This window comes from Ruegeria sp. B10, assembly GCF_056539825.1.
This window is the reverse complement of record NZ_JBQFVP010000007.1, coordinates 186,508-208,217: the sequence shown is the minus strand read 5'-3', so window position 1 is coordinate 208,217 and position 21,710 is coordinate 186,508. Positions and strand designations below refer to the sequence as shown.

The following is a 21,710-nucleotide window of genomic DNA, read 5'->3' as shown; positions in this document are numbered from 1 at the left end:
AACAGGCCGACCAAAGAGCAATTAGCTGCCCAACTCGTCTTCGATCAGCTTCTTGAAGTCCTCATAGGACTGGTTCGAAACCTTCTTGCCGTTCACAACAAAGGACGGGGTGCCCGTCACATCATCGCGTTCAGCGTTTTCCTGATACCAGGCCACCAGAGTCTGGGCGCGTGTGCCGTCCTGCAGGCAGGCCTCAAGCTGGTCATTGTCGATACCCGCCAGACGGCCGATCTTGCGCAGCTCATCCACGATCTCTGTTGGACCACCGGCGCGGGTCCATTCGGACTGGCCCTGATAGATCAGATCGGTGATGCCAAAAAACTTCTCAGGCCCTGCGCAGCGCGCAACCATCGACGCCCACAGGCCATAGCGGTCAAAGTAGACCTCACGATAGATGAACTTGACCTTGCCGGTGTCGATGAAGTCCTTCTTCAGCTGCTTATACGCCCCCTGATGGAAGGTGGCGCAATGCGGACAGGTATAGGAGGCATATTCGATGATCTCGACCGGCGCATCCTCGGCCCCCTGCACCATCTCGATGATTGTAGAGGTGTCGAGATTGGCCTCTTGCGCGATGGCGCTGCCGACCAGAGGATTGACGGAAGACGTGTTCGAAGCTGTCATCCAATAGCCACCAGCGGCTACGGCGACAGCCGCACAGATTACGGTTGCAATACGGCTCATTCTCAGCCCTTTCTCAGCGTTTCTGTTTGGATAAAACGTTGCGGCCCAGACGTTCAAGGGCCGCACGCAAATCTTCATCATGGACATCCTGCGAGACCCTTCCCGCTTCGGCCATGATTTCAGGTTTGATCTCTGGTTTCGCTTGTTTCGGCTTATGCTCGAAACTGGCTTGCCCCTCGGCAAATCCGGTCGGAGCGGTCTGGGTGATGCGCACACGGCTGATCGCGTTGTAGCCGTAAACGGCGTTCACCTTTCCGCGCAGTTGTTCTTTCTGCATTTCCAGCATGGGGGCCTGCGGCCCGGTTGTCAGCACGGTCAGGGTGGCCCCCATCCCGTTCCGGCCATAGCCCACATTCACGGGTCTTGCGATGGCGGCAGTGTCCTGGCCCACGATCTCGGCCCAGTGGGTCAGAAGGCGCGAAACCGCAAAGCCCCGGCTTTCGCCGGCGCGCCTGATCTGATCGTTCAGCAATGTCGCGGTGCGTTTGAACCCGCGGGTCGAAGAACGTCTGCGCTGCATCTGGTTTCCAACTCCTGCACGGCTATTGTAATAGGCAGGCCAGCAGGCGCCAGCGAAACTCGACAGTGAGATAGATAAAACTTGCGTGACAGCCCCGAATTTAACCCGAGCGCTGAATTGCTCAATTGGTATGACCGCCACGCGCGCGAGATGCCATGGCGTGTTGGCCCCGCCGATCGTGCCGCAGGCATGGTGCCGGACCCTTACCGAGTCTGGTTGTCCGAGGTCATGCTGCAACAGACGACCGTCGCTGCCGTACGGGACTATTTCACCCGCTTTACAACGCGCTGGCCCACAGTGCAGGCGCTGGCCGCAGCCCCCGATGATCAGGTCATGGGGGAATGGGCGGGCCTCGGATACTACGCCCGCGCCCGCAATCTGCTTAAGTGCGCCCGTGTTGTCGCGGAGAAGCACGACGGACAGTTCCCCGACACCCATGACGCGTTGTTGGAGCTGCCGGGGATCGGCCCCTACACCGCCGCGGCGATCTCGGCCATTGCGTTTGACCGGCCCGAAACCGTCTTGGATGGCAATGTCGAGCGGGTGATGGCACGGCTTTTCGATATTCACGACCCGTTGCCCGGATCAAAACCTGTTCTGAAAGAGAAAGCAGCTGCGCTGACACCGCAGCTGCGCCCCGGAGACTACGCCCAGGCCGTGATGGATCTGGGAGCCACAATCTGCACACCCAAATCCCCAGCCTGCGGAATCTGCCCCGTGCAAACCCCCTGCCTTGCCCGCGCTGCAGGCACACAGCCAGAGCTTCCGAAGAAAACGCCCAAAAAGCCCAAACCCACGCGATTCGGCCACGTTTACATCGCGCAACACCCAAACGGAACATTCCTGCTGGAACGCCGCCCTGACAGGGGTCTGCTGGGTGGCATGTTGGGCTGGCCCGGCTCGGACTGGTCCGAGGCCCCGCCCGAGGCCCCTCCGTTTTCGGCAGAGTGGCGCGTTCTGAACGGCGAGGTGCGCCATACATTCACGCATTTCCATCTGGTGCTGCGAATCTGGACCGCACCACTGCCCGAGGGCACCGAACCCGACGGGCTGACCCTATTGCCCAAGCATGACTTCAAGCCTAGCGACCTGCCGACAGTGATGCGCAAAGCCTACGACCTGTGGCGGGGTTAATAAGCCCGCTGGGCAAGCCCGAGCCGTCCGGCTAGGGTGCATCTGCCTATTCGGAGCATTATGGATGATCGCGACTCAAACCCTTTCGCGCTGGCAAGCCGCTCTGCCCTATTGGGTGTCCTTCCTGTTGATCCCGCTGATCTGGGCAACGGCCTTTGCGGGGGGTTGGTGGGTTTTGCTGATCCCCCTCTCCACATGGTGGGCCTTTGCGGTTCTGGACCGCTTGACCGGCCTAAACCTGCAAAACGCCGACCCTGAAACCCCCGATGATGCGCTGCATTGGTACATCCTGCTGACCAAGCTCTGGGTGCCTGTCCAATTCGTCACGCTGTTTGGCCTGATCTGGTACGCAACCCATAGCGATCACTTGTCGAGCTGGTCGAAGATCGGGCTGTTCTTCGGCATGGGCGTCATCTCAGGCACGATCGGCATCAACTACAGTCACGAGCTGATGCACCAGAAATCGCGGTCCGAACGTTGGCTAAGCGATCTCCTTCTCGCGATGGTCCTCTATTCTCATTTCCGGTCCGAGCATTTGCTGGTCCATCACCGCCACGTCGGCACCCCGCGCGACCCTGTAACTGCGCGCTACAATGAAGGCTTCCACCGCTTCTACCCTCGCGTGTTGCGGCAATGCTTGATCTCGGCCTTCCAAACCGAGCGCGACAAGCTGGCCCGCAAGGATCGCCCCTGGACTGACCGCTCTAACCCGTTCTGGCGCTACTGGGCACTGCAAACCGGCATGCTGATCCTCGCCGCCCTGATCGGAGGTTGGCCCGGCCTCGCCCTGTTCCTACTGCAAGCGGGCGTCGCGATCTGGCAGTTAGAGCTGGTCAACTACGTGGAACATTACGGGCTGACCCGAAAACATTTGGGCGAGGGCAAATACGAACACGTTCTGCCCCGGCATTCATGGAACGCCTCACAAAAAGCGTCGAACTGGCTGCTGATCAACCTGCAGCGCCACTCGGACCACCACTACAAACCCAATCGTCGCTTCCCGCTGCTGCAGAACCACGCGCAAGAGGACGCGCCGCAATTGCCCTACGGCTACCCGGTGATGACCATCGCCGCGATGATCCCACCGCTGTGGCGCCGCGTCATGAACCCGCGCGTCCGCGCTTGGCGGCGGCACTACTACCCCGAGATCACGGACTGGCACCCCTATAACAAAGCACTGAACCCCGGCCCAAGGGCGTGACCGCAGCGCGTACCGCGCACTGCCCGGCCCAACTGGAGGGGCTGCATCTCTGATGCTGCCCAAACAGGCGGGAGCCGTTCACAAAACCCAGATATCCATGGGGTTTTCAACTCCGCGAACGGTCTGACCCGTGCGTTTCTGGAACCCATCCATCAGCGATCCACTATTCGGATTCTCGCGCAATGCCTGCTCTTGCAACGCATCACTGACCACGATCCGGGCGTTAAAATCACGGGTCATCGCCTCCAGCTTAGCGGAGACATTCACCGCATCTCCAATCACAGCAAATTCCAGCCGGTTAGCCCCGATATCCCCCAGAACGACCGAACCAAAATGCACACCGATCCCAACATGGATATCATGCTCTCCCGCACGAAGCCGCTCTTGGTTCCAATCGTCGATGACACCAACCATTGCTCGCGCGCAGCCCAGCGCATTGCTGGCGTCCAAAGGTGTTGCGACCGGCGTGCCAAAAGTCGCCATCAGCCCGTCACCCAGATATTTGTCCAAAGTGCCATGATGGCGAAACACCTCAGCCTCCATCCGAGCATGAAACCCGCGCAAAACCTCGATCACCTCGTAGGGGTCCCGTCCGGCTGCAAATTTCGTAAAGCCCACAATGTCGATAAACAGCACCGCGATATCCGCCTTGCGCACCTGCTTTAGCGGCTCGTCATTCTGGCTGAGTTCATCGACCACATTGGGCGAGAAGTAACGCGACAGGTTGGCCCGCTCCCGCTCCAGCCCTGCATTGCTCATCAACAAGCGATTTAGCCGTCGCATCGACACGCCAAGCGTCACCGCGACCATGACGAACACGATCACCTGCTGAATGCGCTGCGGGATATCGAAACTGTTGGGATCCAACAGTTCTGCGACGTCCGGATAGCCCTGCAGAGCCGCGGCCACCTTCTGGCTGATCCCCGGTATCGGCGTGGCCACCCACCAGGCAATGATCCAACCCGCCGTCCAGATCAGTGCTGTCCAGGAGCCGATTGCCACAACCGTGCGCCACGAATAGGCCAACGTGCCTGCGGCCAGAATAATGAAGAAATACTGAAAATTGTCGAACCGGTACTGCATGGCCAAAGGCCGCACATCATCGCTGAACGGGTTCGGCACAATCATCCCAAGCGTCATGATCAGAAGATCGACAAAGATCAGCAAAAGCTCGGTCCGCGATTGCCCAACCCGCCCTGCGCGCCGGATCAACCAGCCATTGGCGCAGATGAGAAGCAGGATGAAATGATACCAAAGAACCTCCCATTGCGGGTTCAGAAAGATCAACAAAACCCCGGTCAAAGCCATGGCGATCCACCGGGCGCGGACGGCCAGTTCCAGACCCTCCTGCTTGTGCCGTTGCATTGCGGCTTCGGTGTATTTGTTGTCCAGATCCACAACATCCGGCTGGGTAACGGCGAACCGTTCCAGTCTGGATGGGCTGGCAGTTGTCTCGCTCATGACAGGAACCTCTGAGGCAGTACTGGCGACGCGCCCATGCAATCACCTCTGACTGGAAAACAAAAGACCCCGCCGAGAACGGCGGGGCAAGGCGTAGTGCCTTGTGTCAGGCCACAGGCACCGGCGGTTTTCGTGATATCAGTTGTGCATCTCGGCCCGGATCTGCTGGCGCAGCACATCGATCGGCACCGTTTTGCCATCGCGCTTGAAGCACCAATAGGTCCAGCCGTTGCAGGAGGGGGCGTTCTCAAGATGCGCACCAACCTGATGGATCGAGCCTTTGACGTTGCCGCCTACCAGCGTGCCATCCGCGCGAACCTTCGCCTTGTGACGCTGGTTCATCGAATACAGCTCTTCGCCCGGGCGCAGCATCCCACGTTCAATCAACTGGCCGAACGGTACACGCGGCTCGGCGCGTTTGCTGGCGCTGACCTCAAGCGCCTCGCGGTCGAATTTGCGCACCTTCGATATCCGCTTCTCGGCCACTCTACGATAGCTTTCCTCGCGCTCGATGCCGATGAACTCACGGCCCAACATCTTGGCGACAGCCCCAGTCGTACCTGTGCCAAAGAACGGGTCCAAAATCACGTCACCCGGATTGGTCGAGCCAATCAGAACGCGGTGCAGCAGAGACTCGGGCTTCTGTGTCGGATGCGCCTTGTCGCCATTTTCATCCTTCAGGCGCTCATGCCCGGTGCAGATCGGCAGAACCCAGTCACTGCGCATCTGCACGCCTTCGTTCAGCGCCTTCAGAGCTTCGTAGTTGAACGTGTATTTCGCGCCTTCGCGCTTCGAGGCCCAGATCATCGTCTCATGCGCGTTGGTGAAACGCTTGCCGCGGAAATTCGGCATCGGGTTCGACTTGCGCCATACGACGTCGTTCAAAATCCAGTATCCCGCGTCCTGCAGGGCTGAGCCTACGCGGAAGATGTTGTGGTACGAGCCGATCACCCAGATCGCGCCGTTCGGCTTGAGCAACCGGTGCGCCGCTTTGAGCCAATCGCGGGTGAATTGGTCATAGGCCCCAAAGCTTGAGAATTGATCCCAGTGATCGTCAACCGCATCCACCTGGCTGTTGTCGGGGCGATGCAACTGGCCTTTCAGCTGCAAATTATAGGGCGGATCCGCAAAGATCAGATCAACCGACGCCTCGGGCAGACTGTTCATCACATCGATGCAGTCGCCAGATAGAATCGTGTTTAAAGGGAGCGCTTTTGCGCCCTTTTTGGTGGTCGTTGTCATATCACTGCCTCAAGTATCCACGGCGCTTTTGCGCTCATTTGGTTGAGACAAGGATGAGTCAAAGACGATTCGCCGTCAATTTCTTTTTTGAATCAGAGACTTACGATTTACTCTTGATACAAGATATTGTGTACCGTCTTGAACGAACGCCTATGATGTGGGGTCACGCCAAGATTTTGCAGCGCCTCGCGGTGCTGTTTTGTCGGATATCCGGCGTTTGCCTCCCAGCCGTAGCCGGGATGCTGTTGCGCTAAATCCACCATCAGCTGATCGCGCCAGTTTTTCGCGATGATCGAAGCCGCCGCAATCGACACGGATTTGCCATCCCCCTTGATCACAGCCTCGGACGGGATCTGCAGCCCGTTTGGAATCATGTTCCCGTCGATTAGAAGGTAATCGGGTGCCGGATCCAGTGCCTGCACCGCGCGCACCATGGCCAGATGCGAAGCGCGCAGGATATTGAGCTCATCAATCTCGGCGACCGAGGCCTCGGCCACGGCGATCTCGGCCCGGTCCCGCAACTCTGCCTCCAACGCTGTGCGTCGCTTGAGCGAGAGCTTCTTGGAATCGTTCAGCCCCTCGGGAATATCGTCTGGATTCAGGATCACGGCGGCGGCAACCACAGGTCCAGCCAACGGGCCGCGCCCGACCTCATCCACGCCTGCAACCCGGACATAGCCCCGCGCGTGCAGCCCCTGTTCAAGTTCAAAAGTCGGTTTTGTCATCCCTTCGGAAAACCGCGTTTTCACAGCCGCCGCAACAAAAAAAGAGAGGGCAGCTTGCGCCACCCTCTCTCAGCGCGGTGCTGTTTCGCACCGCTCCTGCTCGACCGTGTTACTTGTAAACGACGCGGTATCCGTGATGGCGCAGGCATGCAGGTTCATATGCCCGCTTTACCTTGTTGCCATTCCAGAACCCGACCTTGCACTCTTGCGGCAGGCTGTTGGTATGTTTGTAGTGTTTGTTGAGGCAATTTGTTCCCAGCAGCGGACGCTGCCCGTAATTGTCATGCTGGCGCAGGCAGCGTTGTGGCAGGTCATAGCGTGCCACGTGTCTGGGCAAAGGCTTTACCTTGGGATGCTTGACCTGAGGCGCAGTTTGCACGTGGTTGTATTGCCGCGCGGCTTTCTCACGATCCTTGCGCTTTTCCTTGTTATAGTAATGCACCCCCGCGCCAATGATCGCGATCGCAGCCAGCCCCCCGAGGATATCCCCCGTATCCGCAGCACGCGCCTTTGAGGCCGACACGCCGGTAATCGCCATAGCCGTCGCGATGATCAGAGCGATGAATTTGTTATGCATGGTGCCTGTCCTTTCCGAGATTTTGGCGACCCCGTGATGGACCGCGTCTTTGATGCCTCAACACTGGGTCCACCCCCCTCAGACAAGCAATATCGGCCCCGTGTTATTGGATATCAGGCGCCGCAAACCCCTTTGGTCATTGAATATCAGCCCAAGCCATGCGCAGGATGCAGCTTATGAAACAGATCTTCTCTTCTCTGGTCGCAGCTGCGCTGATATCGGTGGCCCCGGTGGCGTTGGCCGCGGAATGCTATGCCGACTACAAGGCCAAACAGGACAACCCGCTGCGTCTACACTACGGCGTGATGCAGGTTTCGTCCTGCGACAAGGGACAGGCTACAAGTGAAGTCGCCCAGCGCCTCAGCGGTTCGGGGTGGACCCTGCTGAATGTCCAGTCCGTTTTCGGGCCGGAAGGGTTGGATCAAAGGAAGGCCAATGCCGGACAATTCTATCTCCGTTTCTGAGGCGCGACGCTCGGGCGTGCGCCTTGTCGGTCTGGGCATTGCCGCCATCGTCGTGATCCTGATCACCGCCGCGCTGTTCCTGTTCTGGACACTGCCCGATGCCAACGCATTCAACGCCCGCGTCGAAAGGTTGTTTGTCGAGGCAGATCTGACCTCACAAACCGAAATCCGGTTGCTTGAGATTCTGGCCCAATCGGGTACGGCCTTTGCCGATACGCTGTCCAGCTACCGCATGGTGATTTACGTGCTGCTGGTTTTTGCATGCGCAATGATGATCTCGGCCCTCGTGTTTCTGGTGATGCTTGCACTGCTGAACCGGCGCATGGCACAGATTGAACGCACCGGCATTCAGGTGACATCCCTGCTGATCAGTCGCGAGGAGAACACCGTCTACCTGAACAACATGGATTTCAAACTGACCCCAGCGGCGATGGAGACCCTCTCGGTGCTGGCGGAATCCCGATTGGATGATGAGGTCCTGTCAGGCGCGCAGATCGAGGCGACGATCTCGGGTCGCGATGCTGCCGATTGTGACGAGGCCGCAGGCGCTACCCGTATCAAACGGCTGCGCGACGCATTGGGCAATCAGATGGTCAGTGAGTTGCTGGTCAAGAATATCGCCAAGAAGGGCTATATGCTGTCGATCGAAAAAGACGTCATCCAGATGGTTTAGAATCCGCGCCCCTCTTGGAATGCCCGACCAAAACGCCCATTCTATAGGGACCCCGGGCAAGGGAGGGATGGCGATGAACGTCCACACCACACCAAAATCCAATGGTTATGACATCTCGGTCGAACATCTGTCCGACAGGATCGCGATTTTTCGCGATGGCCTCCTGTTGGCCGAAAGCCGGAACGCCAAGGTGATGTATGAAACCCGGCTGCCGCCGACGATCTACGTCCCACGCGCGGATGTGTGCGTCGACCTGAGCGGTGAAACCGGCCTGCAAACCTTTTGCCCCTTCAAAGGAACCGCGACCTACCACGATATCAATCTGCCCGGAGATCGCCTGGCCAATTCGGTATGGGCCTATGACGACGCCCTGCCAGAGAGTGCTGCAATTCAAGGGCATATTGGGTTCATGCCCAGTGCCTATACGGATATCGACCTCGGCAAGAACCAACTGCGCGACACCGAAGACACCAATATCAGCGGTCCGCTGATCGATTGGCTGATGCGTGGGGCGTCGCTGTCGGATACGCCCGAAGCATTCACCAAAGCGCTGGCCGAAAAGATGCTGGAACACGGTATCGCGATCCAGCGCCTCAGCATTCTTGCTTGGTCCCTACACCCCTTGATTGCGGGCAAACACTTCATCTGGGAAAAGGGTGAGGATGAAATCCTGACCCGTGCGCCCACCTATGAAATCTACGACCACCCCGCGTTCATCAACAGCCCGTTGCGCCATGTCTCGAACGGGTTGGGCGGCGTGCGTCAAAGGGTGAACGACGAGAACCCGCATAACAGCTTTCCCATCATTGAAGATCTGCGCGCCAAAGGGGCCACGGACTATGTCGCCATGCCGCTGCCCTTCTCGGACGGTCGAACAAACGTACTAACGCTTAGCTGCGATCACCCCGATGGGTTCACGACGGAGAACCTAGGGCTGGTATTCGAATGCTCGGCCGTGATCGCCCGCTTTTATGAGGTGTTCATGCAGCGCGAAAATGCGCAGGTTCTTCTGGAAACCTATGTTGGCAAACGCTCAGGCGCGCGCGTGCTGGGCGGAGAGATCCGACGCGGCGACGGAGATGAGATTGATGCGGCCATCATGTTCTGCGATTTGCGCAACTCGACCAGCCTGGAAGAAAGTCTTAGCCGGGACGCCTATATCAATCTGCTGAATGAGTTCTTTGAGACGGTCTCGGGTATCGTGGACGAAAACGGGGGCGAGGTTCTGAAATTCATAGGCGACGCCGTTCTGGCCGTTTTCCCAGCGGGTGCGGAACCCGCGCAGGCCCGCGCGAATGCCCAACAGGCGGCAACAGAAATCGTCGAAAAACTCACCGAACTGCGTTCAGCGGATCCTGATATCCACTGCGACTGCTCAATCGGCGTGTCCTATGGCCGGGTGACCTATGGCAATGTCGGCTCGCGCGAACGGTTGGATTTCACCGTTATCGGACAAGCCGCCAACGTCGCTGCACGTCTGGGTGAGCATAGTAAATCGACCGGGTACCGCATTGTCGTCTCGCAAGACATTGAGCCCGCATGCTGCAATGCAATCCCGCTCGGCGATATCAAACTGCGCAACGTGTCCCAGCCAGTCACGTGTTTTGCCCTGCGAACGGCGGCTGATGTTGAGGTCGGTGATCCAGCTTGACCTTGGCGGTTTGTCAAACTCGCTGTGTTTGATCTGGTTCGACAAAATGATGCGCAAAGTAGACTGGGACCCGTCTCGCCGCCCTGACGATTGGTGTAAAATGCACCAGCTCTAGCCCGCACCCAACAAGATCAAAGCGGTCTGGGCCGGTGATATTGTGCTTTGCATTTGCGCGATCTGACTGCGGGCCAGATACGTATCGGTCAGTTTCTGAATGGCTTCAGGCTCGGTGAATTGGGCCAGATCATCCGATCCGGTTAAGCCTGACAAACGGTCCTTGAACACCTCAAGCTGCCTGTCCAGATCGAGCTGCGAAAACGAGGATGGCAGGCCAAGTGCAGTCTCCATCATGCTGCGCAAGGGTGGCAAGCCCATCAAATCGAACCATTTCGTATCCGCGCTGCTGTCACCGGCAGCCAGTTCACCAAGCGCATGTTGCGCGTAGAGGGAAATCCGCATTGTCTCATTCGTCTCACCCACGGAAACTTCGAAACGGGACACCAGATTGTCTTCGGCGATCTGCTCCATATTCGTGATCAGTCCGGTCTTGCGCACCTCTCCGGGGCCAAAACCGAAGGCTTGAGAAAACTCGCGATACCGCTTGTCGGACAATCGGTTGGACAGGGTATCATCGGCTCTGGTTCCATCCTCCAATATCTTTTGGATAAAGAACCGATTGTCGATGTCCTCTTCCAACCCGAAGGCGCCCAAGGCCACCTGTAGCAACCGGCGATCCGACACCAGATCTTCGGCGGATTGAACCTTGCTTATGTTTTCTAGAAAATACCGCCTGTCCCTCTGGTTGACGCTGGAGTTCGTAAAGCTCTCCAGCTGCGCCTCATAGGTCCGCTGCAAAAAACGCCAGCCGACAATACCTCCAGAGGGTATGACAGGCTGGAACGTCATTGCTGGTACGCCATCAGCCGCTCTTCCCGTGGCAGCAAAGAGCGGAGAGATTTGAGACATTTATAGTATTGCTCGGCCACCAGCGCTTCAGTCGCTTCGCTCAGGACACGCCGACTGTCTGAATCCGTGAACACCTGGCTCAGTTCCTCGACCCTTCGCAGCAATTGCTGGCGCGCCTGATCGGGCTCCATATCACCGGATAGTACCAACTGCGCGGCATAGCAAACGCGGCGAACAGGTGTTGTGACTTCGTCTGGGTGGATCGCATCTCGCAGACGCAAAACGTTGGCTTGCGGTGTCATGATCGAAAACCGGCTGCGGCGGTCGCCATTCTCAATCACCACACCATTGATCAACACCCGCTCTTTCGGGGCAAGTTTCAGAACCAGGCCACTCATCCGGCGGCCCTCATGTGTCGTAGACCCCGCAGAACGGCCATGTTGATCTCGAGCAAAGGTTCTACCGTCGCGGTGTTCCCCAAAACCTGTGCGCTGTGCTGCTCCGTAAATTCGGCCAGGTAGAAAATCCGCGCGCGCAAATCCTTCGGCAGCGAGTTATCCGAGTCAGCCACGCCGGTTGCCAGCACGGTCCACAACCGCCGATTTTCATGCAATGCCTGAACAAATCCGGAAAAATCCGTCGCCTTCCGGGCTGCTGCTGCTTTGAGCCGATGCGTGATTTTCGAGATCGCCTCATACTCCGTATCCCGCGGCGTGCGGGTCGGAGCGGCAGATTGCGCATAGGCGCGTTGAGCGTAGCTTTGCGGTGTCACTTGAAATCCTTCCAATAGGCCGTCTTCAGGCAGTCAGGTCCGGGGCGCGGTGTTCACGCCCCGGCCAGGTTCCGGATTTAACGGAACAGAGACAGGATCGACTGCGGTGCCTGGTTGGCAATCGACAGCGACTGGGTGGCCAGCTGCTGTTGCACCTGCAGCGCCTGCAACCGGGCCGAGGTTTCTTCCATATTGGCGTCCACCAGAGAGCCGATACCCGATTTGAACGAGTCCGACAGGTTCGAGATGAACTCTTTCTGTGTCTCGATCCGACCCTGCGCCGAGCCGAAGGAGGCCGAGGCGTCGATCGCTGTGTCGATTAGACCCTCAATGGTACCCAAAGCAGCCAATGCTCCAGCGTCAGTCGAAACGTCGATCGAATCCAGAGCACCAAGCCCCCCCGCGCCTGCATTTGTGAATTGGGCCGCGATGGTCACGTCACGGTCGGCATCAGCACCAGCCGTTGCAGTACCGGTCACAAAACTGAGGGTTCCCGGGCTGCCGGAATCATAGTCAATCGCGACACCCGTGATCCCCAAAGAGTCGATCTTGTTCTTCAGACCCACGGCGACGATCGCATCCGTGTAGGCTGCATCATAGGTGCCCGAGGGATCGAGATCAGAGTCTTGAACGGTATAGGTCGCAACCTGTTCACCCACCGCAATCGAAATCTTGTCGCCCGCTTCGAAGTTGTCGGTCGAGCTGTCGATCACGATGTCACCGCTGCCACCAGTCTTGTCCATGGTGAAACCAGCAGTGTCGTTGTCAGTTGTCACGTTGTCCGAACCTGCCAGAACACCCTTGGCGGTGTAGCCACCAACCGAAAGATCCTGAGCAGCGACGCTGATCGAAGACGCGGTCACGTCACCCGCCGCATCACGATCCAGAGACGCCAGGATCGACGCCGGACCCGAGGACCCGTTCACCAGGTTCAGACCGTTGAACTGCGCCGCACCAACAACAGATTCGATCTGATCCTTCAGCGCACTCACGTCAGCGTTGATCTTGGCGCGATCCACGTTGTCTTCCTGCGCCCCAACGATCTTTTCCTTCATCTGGGTCAGAAGGTCGGTGACAGTTTCAGACGCGTTCCGCGCAACGGCGACCGTCGATTCACCCAGCGAGAGGCTGTCTTTGATCGCGTTGAAGCCTTTGACGTCCGATTCCATAACTTTGGAAATCGCCCAGACGGCCGAGTTGTCTTTTGCTGTTGCGACATCCTTGCCGGTCGAGATCGCGTTTTGGGTCATCTCGAGGTTTTTGTTGACCGATTTCAGGGTCTGAAGCGCAACCATCGCGCCGTTATTTGTCAGAATACTGGACATAGTTCCATCCTTTTGCGTTAGGGCTTCAGCGCCCAAGATCACCCCGCTAGACCAGCGGGCTTTGGTGTCTTTCTGACCTGTGCGATGCGCCGTCCGGCCCTTCGCGCCACCCGCTGTTTCAGGTGCAGCACCACCTTTGACCTCGATCCCCTAACGGAGTGCTAAAGCGGCCCAACTCGAAATTTCAGATTTGAATCAACTCTGGTCCTATGCGCGTTTTTCCAGCTTTGCCTGACCTCGCACGGTGAATCCGTTGCGTTGCCCGTCGGCCCCATAGGTGCTGAATTCCTGCCGCACGCGGCGCAGCTCCGCCATACGGTTGGCCACCGCGCGAATCCCCTCGGCCGCGCTGTTCAGCAGCGCCTGATTGCGCTCCACCTTTTGATGGACGCGAAGCAGATCATCGCTGCTCAGCACCTGAAGATCGTTAATCGCACCGATCAGTTTCTCTTTTTCAGGGACCATATGATTGAGACGCTCTAGATCACCGTCCACAAGCGCGGCGCGCTCAAGGTCAAGGACCTCCTCCAGTGATTTGATCAGAAGGTTAGGCTGATGTGTCATCGGAATTCTCCATCAAGGATTGAAACAGAAGTTCAGACATGCCAACACCTCCGGATTGCGCCATTTGCCGGGCCTGTTGCTGAACAAGAAAGGACGAGAACTGGTCCTCACCGGCACCGCCACCAAACGAATCGCGTGCTTTTCCCAAGCCTGCGGATTTCAGCATTTCGGCCAGAAACGCCGCCTCGAGCTCGACTGCGGCGGCTTGCAGGCGGTCATGGGTTGAGGGCGGCGGCGGCATCGACTGGAGGGGAGGGATTTTCATCGGCTTCTCCGAAAATTGCATCGAACTTTCTTGATCAAAGACGAAAGCGGTTAAAAAAAACGTAACCTCCTTTGGGCAGTTTGACCGTCAACCACGACGGAGCCGGAGCAAAATGCCTAACCCTCTTACGCTGATGACACCCACGCAAAACACGGCCACGAAACCGGGGACGCGCGAAACCACATCGGAGACGTCCACGCGCTTTCAGGATGTTCTTGAGGAAGAAACGCCGCAGCCTGAAGTCGAGGTAGCAGCCGAGGATGAAACCGCCATTGCACGGGACATTGTGCCGGAGGATTCTGTCCTAGAAGAGGTTCTTGCAGACCCTCTGCCAACCCAGCCTGACGCTCCTGAGGAACACGTGTTTGGGGACTTGGCCGCACTGCCAGTGCCGAGCGAGACGCAGGTAACGCAAGGGTCTGAAACTGTACCTATTCCATCGAAACTCGAGGGTGCAGAAGCACCTAAGACCGACTCTGGCGCAATGCATAAGGTTTCAGTTGCTTCACCGCAGCGGCTTGAGGTCGAAAACAAGCACAATTCACCTGTTCAGCCACAACCCAACACCGTCCAAACGGTCTCAACCAAAGCCTCAGACGGTCACGTCCTGTCTGCGAAGCCGATTGCGGGGCAGCCTGTTCCAACTGAGAGGGCACAAACCTTGGCTGCGATGCAACCTACTGAACCGGCCGCTGCCCCCCAGAACAATGCAGTGACAACTGCGCCTCAGCCCTCCAAACCCACACCAACTCTCGCGCAGATGCAGGTGATGGCGTCTGTGCGGAACGCAGATTCCGAAACTGCCACAGAGATCCGCGAAACTGACGGCGTGATTGCCACGCGCGAAGAGCCCTTGTTTCAGAACGTCCGCGACACGGCTTCGGTTGCGCATCCAGCCACACAGGCTGCCAAGGCTGAAATCACCCGAACCATCGCCGGGCAGATGGCGGCAGCGATTCAGGTTCGCGCGGGTTCCGGTACGATCGAGATTGCACTTAGCCCCGAGGAACTGGGGCGGGTCTCCATTACGCTCAACGGTCGCGAGGATGGGATGGTTCTGACCATAGCCACAGAGCGCCCCGAAACACTGGATCTGATGCGCCGCCATCTCGCCGTTTTGGAGGCTGAACTCCTAAGCCTTGGATATGGCGACATCTCGTTTGATCTAAGCACATCGGACGATGCGCAGGAAGATACCGCAAACCCGAAGGCAAGCGACTATGGCCCGTCCCATTCGACGCAACTGGACGCGCCAAACGCCCCGCTCATTCCCCGAAATCTCTCGGGTCGTGGCATTGATATGAGGCTTTGACCAATGATCACTCCGACAAGTCCCACTCAGACTGCAGCACAGACCCCGACCTCGGCCGCATCGCAGGCGTCCAAGCTGACCTCGGATTTTGAAACCTTTCTGCTGATGCTCACCGCACAAGCGCGAAACCAGGACCCGTTGGAGCCTATGGATTCCTCGGAATACGCGTCTCAGCTGGCCCAGTTCTCGATGGTTGAACAGCAGGTTCAGACCAATGACCTGATGTCGTCCCTAAGCACGGCCCTGGGTGGGCAAAAGCTGAATGAGCTGTCCAATTGGGTAGGCGTTGATGTTCGATCCGCTTCAGCCTTTCGATTCGAAGGCCAACCGGTCACTCTGTATGCTCAGGCCGATGCAACAAGTGATGAGGCCATCATGGTGATCCGCAATTCAACCGGTACCGTAATCGACCGCATTCCGGTCAACCACACAGACACTGAATTCCTCTGGGCCGGAACCGACGCTTCGGGCAACCCGCTGGGGCAAGGCACGTATTCCGCCACGTTGGAGAGCTACAGGGATGACGAACTGTTATCGCAGCGATTGGCCGCTAGCTACAACCGCGTGGTTGAGGCGCAAATCGCTGATGGAACGGTGCATCTGTCCTTGCAAAGTGGGGCCACTGTCCGCTCGGACGAGGTGACAGCGATCCGAACAGGCGCTTGATCTGATCGGGCTGGCAGTCCAAACCTTGGCAAATCACGATTCCCTTGCTGAGCGGTACATCCCCTGCCCCATGTCAACGCGCCTCTACCAGACCTGATTGACCAGCTGCGCACGCGCGGGCTGATCAAGGGGTCCGTGCAATTCGAACCTTTGTTTGGGGGTCGGACAAATATGGTGTGGAAGGTTCTGGGCGAGAGTGGCGACACGGTATTGAAGCTTTACCGTACCAAACTGCGCAACCCCATGTTCCGCAATGACGCCCACCTCGAAGCGCTGTGTCTGCGCGCGTTTGAGCAGGACGGGTTCGTACCCCGGTTGCGGGCAACGGGGCAACATCAGGGCGACGCCTGGGTTCTGTACGATCACGCGCCGGGTCGCCCGTGGGAAAGTGACACGGCTCAGGTCGCCTCTTTGCTGCGCAGATTGCATGGCGCAACGGTCGATTTGCCGCTACCTACAGGACGGAACGGCAGCGCTGATCTGGCTCGCCACGGGGCTGAGCTCTTGGCGTTGTGTTCCTCTGGATTTAAAGATCGCGTCACCGCGATGCGGCCCGAGGACCCTGTGCCTCCAACAAAAAGAACGTGTCTGATCCACGGCGACCCTGTGGCCGGGAACATTCTGGTGGACGGGTCAAGCCTAACCCTGATCGATTGGCAATGCCCGACAATTGGCGATCCCTGCGAGGATCTGGCCCTGTTCCTATCGTCTGCCATGCAGCATCTGTATCGCGGCGCTCCGCTTAACCCAGATGAACACGCGCAGTTCCTGGCCAAGTATAACTGCCCCAAAACAGTTGCCCGCTACGAAGCACTACGTCCGTGGTATGCGTGGCGAATGGCAGCCTATTGCCTGTGGCGATTTGAGAACGGATCAACAGACTATGAAAAAGGCCTGCAGCTTGAGCTAAAGGCCCTTGAGGATCGCGCTATTTCTGAATGACGGCGTCTTCCCAGGCCGTCAGGAATTTCCTGCGTTTGAGCGTGTCGAGATAGGTCAACAAAGCAGGTTCCAACGTAATTACCGCGCTCTCCTGCGCCTGCTGTGACGTGAGCAAGGGCAAAGGTGCCAGCTCAGGCCCTGCAACGATCAGATGGCGGACAAACGCCTCGGCGACAGCAGGATATTGCGTGTTTTTCACCACCATTGCTGTTCGCATCATGGTTGTCTGAAAATCGCTGGGCAGAATGACCTCGAGCGCTTCTTTGCCTTCAACCCGTGCCGTTGCGTAGCTGCCAAGCACGTTATAAGCGACCGCGATCGAGCCGCTTGTCAGATCGTCAATCATGTCGCCCGAGCAGCAATACAGACGCAGGTCCAGCCCGCCCATAACCTCCATCAGACGCCAAAAGGTCTCAGAGGCGCGGGCATCTTGCGTGGCGAACAAATAACCCAAGCCAGATTGGCGGATATCATAGGTTCCGACCTTCCCACGGAAGGCTTCGGGGCGTGCGCGCAGGGCCTCGATCAGTTCCTGCCGGGTTTGCGGAACGGGATACCCAGCGAAGGCCGCACGGTTGATGACGATGGCCGCCGGTTCCTGGGTAAAAGCAAACAGGCTGTCGTGCCACTGGGCCCAGTCCGAACCGGGCATATTCTCCAGCGGCATTGCAAACCCATCATTCGCAAGCTTCAGCTGCAGATCCATCGCGCTGGAAATGACAACATCAAACGCCTCAGGCGCAGCCCGCACACGCGCATTCAGATCGGCGGTTCCCGTCACCAGATACTCGACGGAGACATCTGGATTTTGCGTCAGGAACCCCTCGATCAACGGCGCGAAAAGCGCGGTGTCGGTGCTGGAGATGATGCGCAAACGCGGACCATCAGCGGCAGCGTTGAACACCCGCTGGTCTTCCCACTCCTCGGCCGCGCAGACTGAGGCCAGAAGTGTGAGGATCAAAGCAATAAGGTAACGCATGCGCCTTTGCCTTTTCGGTTGGTCAGGATCAGATCGCCGCCATGGGCCTTCGCGACATCCTGAACGATGGTCAGACCAAGCCCCGAGCCAATGGTCCCGGCCGCATTCTTACCGCGCTCGAACCGCCGGGTGAGCGTGTCAATTTCACTTGGTGGAAAGCCCGGCCCCTGATCACGTACGCTTATCTGAGCTTGCGCCCCTTGCGAGACCTCGATCTCGACTACGCTTTCTGCAGGGGCATATTTTAGCGCGTTGTCGACCATGTTGCGCACCGCATTCTGGATCAGGATCGGATCGCCCGAATAGGTCACAACAGGGTCCCCGACCAAGGTCAGGGAAAGGTCCTTCATCTCGGCAATGGGCGTGAGGCGTTGAACCAGATCGCGGACGAGAGCGACTAGATCAATCTCTTCCCGCTCCAGATGATCGGCGCGAAAGGTGATCATCGCGTGATCCAGCAATTGCCCCGCCGCCCGAGAACTTTCGTCAATCGCCCGTACCATCGAGCGCAAAGCCTCTCGATTCTCTTCCTTTTCAACGCGTTGCAACGTCGCGTCCGCATAAGACCGAACCGTTGCCAATGGCGTCCGAACCCGGTGCGCCGCCTCGGCTATAAAATCCTCGGACTGGCTGAGCGACTGATCCAAACGCCCCATCAAAGAGTTCAGCGACGACACGAGCGGGGCCATTTCCCGCGGCACCGGTTTTCTGAATGGGCTGAGATCCTGTGGGCCCCGACGTGTCACCGACGTCGTCAGCTTGTTCAACTGCCCGATGGTGGCAGACGTTGCCCAGAACGATAACCCGGCGACCAGCGTGAAGAAACCTATCCCCAAATACGCCGCGTTTCGTGAAATCTGCCTGAGGGTTTCGGCTAATGCGTCTTGCGTTTGACCAAGGGCCACTTCGACTTCGGTCCGGGTTCCCAAACCCACGAGAGTGCGGCTGGCGCTGACCTGGCGAATGGTCTCTCCGCGCACCTCGCCCGATTGAAAAACCCATTCGCCATTGGGCGTTCCATTCGTGGCTGAAAGATCGTCGTAGCCGGACAACAGTTCTCCGTCCTGAAAGATGGCGTAAAACACCCGATCATCCGACGGCGTACTTAGCATCGAGAAGGCGGCGTAGGGGATGTCGACCTCAAGCTCTCCGTCCCGCAGAGCGACGGCATCGAGGATCGAGGTGACGGAGGCACCAAGAATATTGTCCTGCCCTTGCTGCGCGACGCGAGCGGCATAACTGCGCACTGTAAAGAACAAAAGCAACGCCAGAATGGCCGCGCCGCCAATCAGGGTCAGCACCAGACGATTACGAAGAGATCCTGAAACCGCGGGGCTAGCTGACATGATCCAGCCTGTAGCCCAGGCCACGCAACGTGGTAATTTTCAACTCCGAACGCTCGAGATGTTTGCGCAGGCGGGCGACATACACCTCGATAGCATTGTCCGAGACATCGTCATCGTAGGAAAACAGCCTGTCCGCCAGTTTTTGTTTCGAGAACACCTGACCGGGCGCATTGATGAAGAACTCCAACAGGCGCAGTTCCCGATTGCGCAGCGACAGAGTCTCGCCGCCGACAATCAGGTGACCGGCAACCGGGTCGAAGACGATACCGCCGATCTCGATGGTTGATTTAGCGATCCCAGATTTGCGGCGCAAAACGGCGCGGCAGCGGGCCTCAAGCTCTGCGTGATCAAAGGGCTTGGTGACATAGTCATCGGCCCCCAGATCCAGCGACCCGATTCGATCCGAGACCTGGCTGCGCGCGGTCAAAACGATGACAGGTGTGTCCAGATGACTTGCACGGTGGCGTTTGAGGAAATCGCGCCCATCCCCATCGGGCAGCATGATGTCCAACAGGATCAGGTCATATTCCTCGGCCTCGACGAACGCGGTCGCATCGTCCAAAGTTGCTGCATGATCAACGACATGGCCGTCCAGTCGCATCCGCGAACCGATTGCGTTCGCAAGGTCCATATTGTCTTCGACCAGCAGGAATTTCATGAGGCGTTCGCAGTATTTTCGCGCATGACAGGTTGATGTCAGGTTGATGTGTTTTCTTGATCACAATCTGTGCCGTCAAGCGGCCAGTTGTCAAATGGGAGGACATCATGACAACTTTCAAACTGGGCCGTCGCGCCCTGATTGCGGCTGTGGCCGCTGTTGGTCTTGCGGGACCTGTTTTGGCTGACGGCCACGAGGTCGTGGACAGCATCCACTTCCTGATCCCCGGCGGCGCAGGCGGCGGCTGGGACGGTACCGCCCGCGGCACCGGCGAGGCGCTGACCAAAGCGGGGCTTGTAGGCACCGCGTCTTACGAGAACATGTCAGGCGGTGGCGGCGGTAAGGCCATCGGCTATCTGATCGAAAACGCCGACAGCAACCATGGCACGCTGATGGTGAACTCGACCCCCATCGTGATCCGCTCACTGACGGGTGTGTTCCCACATAACTTCCGTGACCTGACGCTGGTCTCGGGCACAATCGGCGACTACGCGGCCATTGTTGTCGGTAAGGACAGCCCGATCAATTCGATGGCGGACCTGCTGGCCGCCTATGACGCGGACCCGGGTGCAACAGCTATCGGCGGTGGCTCGGTTCCGGGCGGAATGGACCATCTGGTCGCGGCCATGGTGATGGAAGCAGCAGGCAAGGACGCGCTTGGCGTCAAGTACATTCCTTATGATGCAGGCGGCAAAGCCATGGCAGCCTTGCTGTCGGGTGAGATCGCAGCGCTGTCCACCGGCTTCTCGGAAGCGGTTGATCTGGCCAATGCAGGCGAGGTGAAAATCATCGGTGTGACTGCGGATGAGCGTGTAGACGCAGCGCCCGACGCACAGACCATGAAGGAACAGGGCATCGACACCACCTTCGTCAACTGGCGCGGTTTCTTCGCAGCGCCCGGCCTGCCCGAAGACAAGCTGGCCGCCTACCAAGACGCCATCGCCAAGATGTATGACACCCCCGAGTGGGAAGAAGTTCGCGCGCGCAATGGTTGGGTGAACATCCACAACTCGGGCGACGATTTCTCGACTTTCCTCGAGCAGCAAGAGCAGCAGATCAGCGATCTGATGAAAAAACTGGGCTTCCTCTAAGCACCACTCACGGCAGAGCGGCCCGCCCGCTCTGCCACAATCAACAAAAAACACGAGGGAGGGGATGTCATGGCGCTGGATCGCTGGATCGCGCTTGTTTTGCTTGGGGTCTGTCTGGCCTATGGCTACGCCGCATGGTTTACGATGGATGGCAGCCTGCCCCCCTTCATGCAGCGCAACCCAATTTGGCCAAGCACCTTCCCCAAAGTGCTGTCTGTTCTGGGCATCATTGCCTGCACAATCATCCTGCTGGGGTTTGAGAAATCCGAGCCGAAAGCGGCGGATATCGACTACCGCCGTCTGGGCGACTACCACCTTGATCAAGCTTTGATGCTGTTGGCCCTGATGGTGATTTATGCCCTCTGCCTGCGGCCCGTCGGCTTTCTAATCTCAACTTCTGCTTTCCTGATCCTTGGCTCCTTCATTCTGGGCGAGCGCAAGTGGCACATCATGCTGCCGGTTGCGTTCATCGCCACCGGCGCGGTCTGGTATCTGGTTCAGGAAGTCCTGGGCATCTACATGCGCCCCCTGCCGGGCATTTTCGGAGGCTGA

The 21,710-nt window shown here is 58.2% G+C and carries 25 protein-coding genes; 10 read left to right on the top strand and 15 right to left on the bottom strand.

Translation table 11 applies throughout. The features are described 5' to 3' along the window. Nucleotides 1–21: 21 nt before the first annotated feature. Together ACR0J4_RS11720 and ACR0J4_RS11715 are read right to left on the bottom strand one after the other, a co-directional pair. A complete protein-coding gene (locus ACR0J4_RS11720; RefSeq protein WP_170642622.1) occupies nucleotides 22–684 on the bottom strand; it encodes a DsbA family protein in 663 nt (220 codons plus the stop codon). Nucleotides 685–697: 13 nt separating this feature from the next. Then, a complete protein-coding gene (locus ACR0J4_RS11715) occupies nucleotides 698–1,204 on the bottom strand; it encodes a DciA family protein (RefSeq protein ID WP_170642621.1) in 507 nt (168 codons plus the stop codon). Nucleotides 1,205–1,285: 81 nt separating this feature from the next. On the opposite strand from ACR0J4_RS11715, the gene mutY reads away from it, so the two are divergent. Both mutY and ACR0J4_RS11705 read left to right on the top strand, forming a co-directional pair. Then, on the top strand, nucleotides 1,286–2,338 hold the full coding sequence (gene mutY / locus ACR0J4_RS11710) for an A/G-specific adenine glycosylase (protein WP_170642620.1): 1,053 nt from the start codon (nucleotides 1,286–1,288) through the stop codon (nucleotides 2,336–2,338). A 64-nt stretch (nucleotides 2,339–2,402) separates the two neighbouring features. Next, nucleotides 2,403–3,539, top strand: coding sequence for an alkane 1-monooxygenase (locus ACR0J4_RS11705; protein WP_170642619.1), 1,137 nt, complete (start codon nucleotides 2,403–2,405; stop codon nucleotides 3,537–3,539). 78 nt (nucleotides 3,540–3,617) lie between these two features. Here ACR0J4_RS11705 and ACR0J4_RS11700 read toward each other — a convergent pair whose 3' ends face one another. The 4 genes from ACR0J4_RS11700 to ACR0J4_RS11685 form a co-directional block, all read right to left on the bottom strand. Continuing rightward, nucleotides 3,618–5,000: an adenylate/guanylate cyclase domain-containing protein gene (locus ACR0J4_RS11700; RefSeq protein WP_170642618.1), complete on the bottom strand. Its 1,383-nt coding sequence runs from the start codon at nucleotides 4,998–5,000 to the stop codon at nucleotides 3,618–3,620. A 138-nt stretch (nucleotides 5,001–5,138) separates the two neighbouring features. Continuing rightward, a complete protein-coding gene (locus ACR0J4_RS11695) occupies nucleotides 5,139–6,242 on the bottom strand; it encodes a site-specific DNA-methyltransferase (RefSeq protein ID WP_170642617.1) in 1,104 nt (367 codons plus the stop codon). Nucleotides 6,243–6,349: 107 nt separating this feature from the next. Beyond that, a complete protein-coding gene (locus tag ACR0J4_RS11690; protein ID WP_170642616.1) occupies nucleotides 6,350–6,967 on the bottom strand; it encodes a ribonuclease HII in 618 nt (205 codons plus the stop codon). Between the two features lie 109 nt (nucleotides 6,968–7,076). Further along, complete coding sequence (locus tag ACR0J4_RS11685) at nucleotides 7,077–7,544, bottom strand: hypothetical protein (RefSeq protein ID WP_170552296.1); 468 nt, start codon at nucleotides 7,542–7,544, stop codon at nucleotides 7,077–7,079. A 176-nt stretch (nucleotides 7,545–7,720) separates the two neighbouring features. Between ACR0J4_RS11685 and ACR0J4_RS11680 the strand changes: the two genes are divergently transcribed. The 3 genes from ACR0J4_RS11680 (at nucleotide 7,721) to ACR0J4_RS11670 (ending at nucleotide 10,332) form a co-directional block, all read left to right on the top strand. Then, the gene (locus ACR0J4_RS11680) at nucleotides 7,721–8,008 is read left to right on the top strand and encodes a hypothetical protein (protein ID WP_170483167.1); all 288 of its coding nucleotides are present in this window, start codon (nucleotides 7,721–7,723) and stop codon (nucleotides 8,006–8,008) included. After that, nucleotides 7,980–8,681, top strand: a complete 702-nt coding sequence (locus tag ACR0J4_RS11675; RefSeq protein ID WP_170483165.1) for a helix-turn-helix domain-containing protein — start codon at nucleotides 7,980–7,982, stop codon at nucleotides 8,679–8,681. The genes ACR0J4_RS11680 and ACR0J4_RS11675 overlap by 29 nt, the downstream gene beginning before the upstream one ends. Nucleotides 8,682–8,754: 73 nt before the next feature. Beyond that, a complete protein-coding gene (locus tag ACR0J4_RS11670; RefSeq protein WP_170642615.1) occupies nucleotides 8,755–10,332 on the top strand; it encodes a DUF427 domain-containing protein in 1,578 nt (525 codons plus the stop codon). Nucleotides 10,333–10,443: 111 nt separating this feature from the next. Here the strand turns inward: ACR0J4_RS11670 and ACR0J4_RS11665 are convergent, their stop codons facing one another. The 6 genes from ACR0J4_RS11665 to ACR0J4_RS11640 all read right to left on the bottom strand — a co-directional run bounded on the left by ACR0J4_RS11665 (nucleotide 10,444) and on the right by ACR0J4_RS11640 (nucleotide 14,164). Beyond that, nucleotides 10,444–11,238, bottom strand: a complete 795-nt coding sequence (locus ACR0J4_RS11665) for a DUF1217 domain-containing protein (RefSeq protein ID WP_170642614.1) — start codon at nucleotides 11,236–11,238, stop codon at nucleotides 10,444–10,446. Beyond that, nucleotides 11,235–11,636 carry a flagellar biosynthesis repressor FlbT gene (flbT, locus tag ACR0J4_RS11660; protein WP_170375637.1) on the bottom strand — a complete coding sequence of 134 codons (402 nt, stop codon included), beginning with the start codon at nucleotides 11,634–11,636 and terminating at the stop codon, nucleotides 11,235–11,237. The genes ACR0J4_RS11665 and flbT overlap by 4 nt, the downstream gene beginning before the upstream one ends. Then, the gene (flaF, locus tag ACR0J4_RS11655; protein ID WP_170483159.1) at nucleotides 11,633–12,010 is read right to left on the bottom strand and encodes a flagellar biosynthesis regulator FlaF; all 378 of its coding nucleotides are present in this window, start codon (nucleotides 12,008–12,010) and stop codon (nucleotides 11,633–11,635) included. Before flaF ends, flbT begins: the two co-directional genes overlap by 4 nt. A gap of 77 nt (nucleotides 12,011–12,087) precedes the next feature. After that, nucleotides 12,088–13,335: a flagellin gene (locus ACR0J4_RS11650; protein WP_170552286.1), complete on the bottom strand. Its 1,248-nt coding sequence runs from the start codon at nucleotides 13,333–13,335 to the stop codon at nucleotides 12,088–12,090. A 207-nt stretch (nucleotides 13,336–13,542) separates the two neighbouring features. Continuing rightward, nucleotides 13,543–13,899, bottom strand: coding sequence for a flagellar biosynthesis protein FlgN (locus tag ACR0J4_RS11645; RefSeq protein ID WP_170552283.1), 357 nt, complete (start codon nucleotides 13,897–13,899; stop codon nucleotides 13,543–13,545). After that, nucleotides 13,883–14,164, bottom strand: a complete 282-nt coding sequence (locus tag ACR0J4_RS11640; RefSeq protein ID WP_170552281.1) for a rod-binding protein — start codon at nucleotides 14,162–14,164, stop codon at nucleotides 13,883–13,885. The genes ACR0J4_RS11645 and ACR0J4_RS11640 overlap by 17 nt, the downstream gene beginning before the upstream one ends. A 112-nt stretch (nucleotides 14,165–14,276) precedes the next feature. On the opposite strand from ACR0J4_RS11640, the gene ACR0J4_RS11635 reads away from it, so the two are divergent. From ACR0J4_RS11635 to ACR0J4_RS11625, 3 genes are all read left to right on the top strand, one after another. Then, nucleotides 14,277–15,476: a flagellar hook-length control protein FliK gene (locus tag ACR0J4_RS11635; protein ID WP_170642613.1), complete on the top strand. Its 1,200-nt coding sequence runs from the start codon at nucleotides 14,277–14,279 to the stop codon at nucleotides 15,474–15,476. Nucleotides 15,477–15,479: 3 nt separating this feature from the next. Then, a complete protein-coding gene (locus tag ACR0J4_RS11630) occupies nucleotides 15,480–16,142 on the top strand; it encodes a flagellar hook capping FlgD N-terminal domain-containing protein (protein WP_170642612.1) in 663 nt (220 codons plus the stop codon). A gap of 135 nt (nucleotides 16,143–16,277) precedes the next feature. Next, nucleotides 16,278–17,084, top strand: coding sequence for a phosphotransferase family protein (locus ACR0J4_RS11625; protein ID WP_480668599.1), 807 nt, complete (start codon nucleotides 16,278–16,280; stop codon nucleotides 17,082–17,084). Here the strand turns inward: ACR0J4_RS11625 and ACR0J4_RS11620 are convergent. From ACR0J4_RS11620 to ACR0J4_RS11610, 3 genes are read right to left on the bottom strand one after another with little or no spacing between them, the layout of a single operon-like run. After that, the gene (locus tag ACR0J4_RS11620) at nucleotides 17,071–18,063 is read right to left on the bottom strand and encodes an ABC transporter substrate-binding protein (RefSeq protein WP_170642611.1); all 993 of its coding nucleotides are present in this window, start codon (nucleotides 18,061–18,063) and stop codon (nucleotides 17,071–17,073) included. The genes ACR0J4_RS11625 and ACR0J4_RS11620 overlap by 14 nt on opposite strands. Next, entirely contained in the window at nucleotides 18,042–19,409 is a 1,368-nt protein-coding gene (locus ACR0J4_RS11615) for a sensor histidine kinase (protein WP_170642610.1), read from the bottom strand. Before ACR0J4_RS11615 ends, ACR0J4_RS11620 begins: the two co-directional genes overlap by 22 nt. Then, on the bottom strand, nucleotides 19,399–20,067 hold the full coding sequence (locus ACR0J4_RS11610) for a response regulator transcription factor (protein ID WP_170460004.1): 669 nt from the start codon (nucleotides 20,065–20,067) through the stop codon (nucleotides 19,399–19,401). Before ACR0J4_RS11610 ends, ACR0J4_RS11615 begins: the two co-directional genes overlap by 11 nt. A 107-nt stretch (nucleotides 20,068–20,174) precedes the next feature. On the opposite strand from ACR0J4_RS11610, the gene ACR0J4_RS11605 reads away from it, so the two are divergent. Together ACR0J4_RS11605 and ACR0J4_RS11600 are read left to right on the top strand one after the other, a co-directional pair. Beyond that, the gene (locus tag ACR0J4_RS11605; protein ID WP_170375647.1) at nucleotides 20,175–21,158 is read left to right on the top strand and encodes a tripartite tricarboxylate transporter substrate binding protein; all 984 of its coding nucleotides are present in this window, start codon (nucleotides 20,175–20,177) and stop codon (nucleotides 21,156–21,158) included. 69 nt (nucleotides 21,159–21,227) lie between these two features. Next, nucleotides 21,228–21,710 (top strand): tripartite tricarboxylate transporter TctB family protein, encoded by a 483-nt coding sequence (locus tag ACR0J4_RS11600; protein ID WP_170460001.1) that lies wholly within the window; start codon nucleotides 21,228–21,230, stop codon nucleotides 21,708–21,710.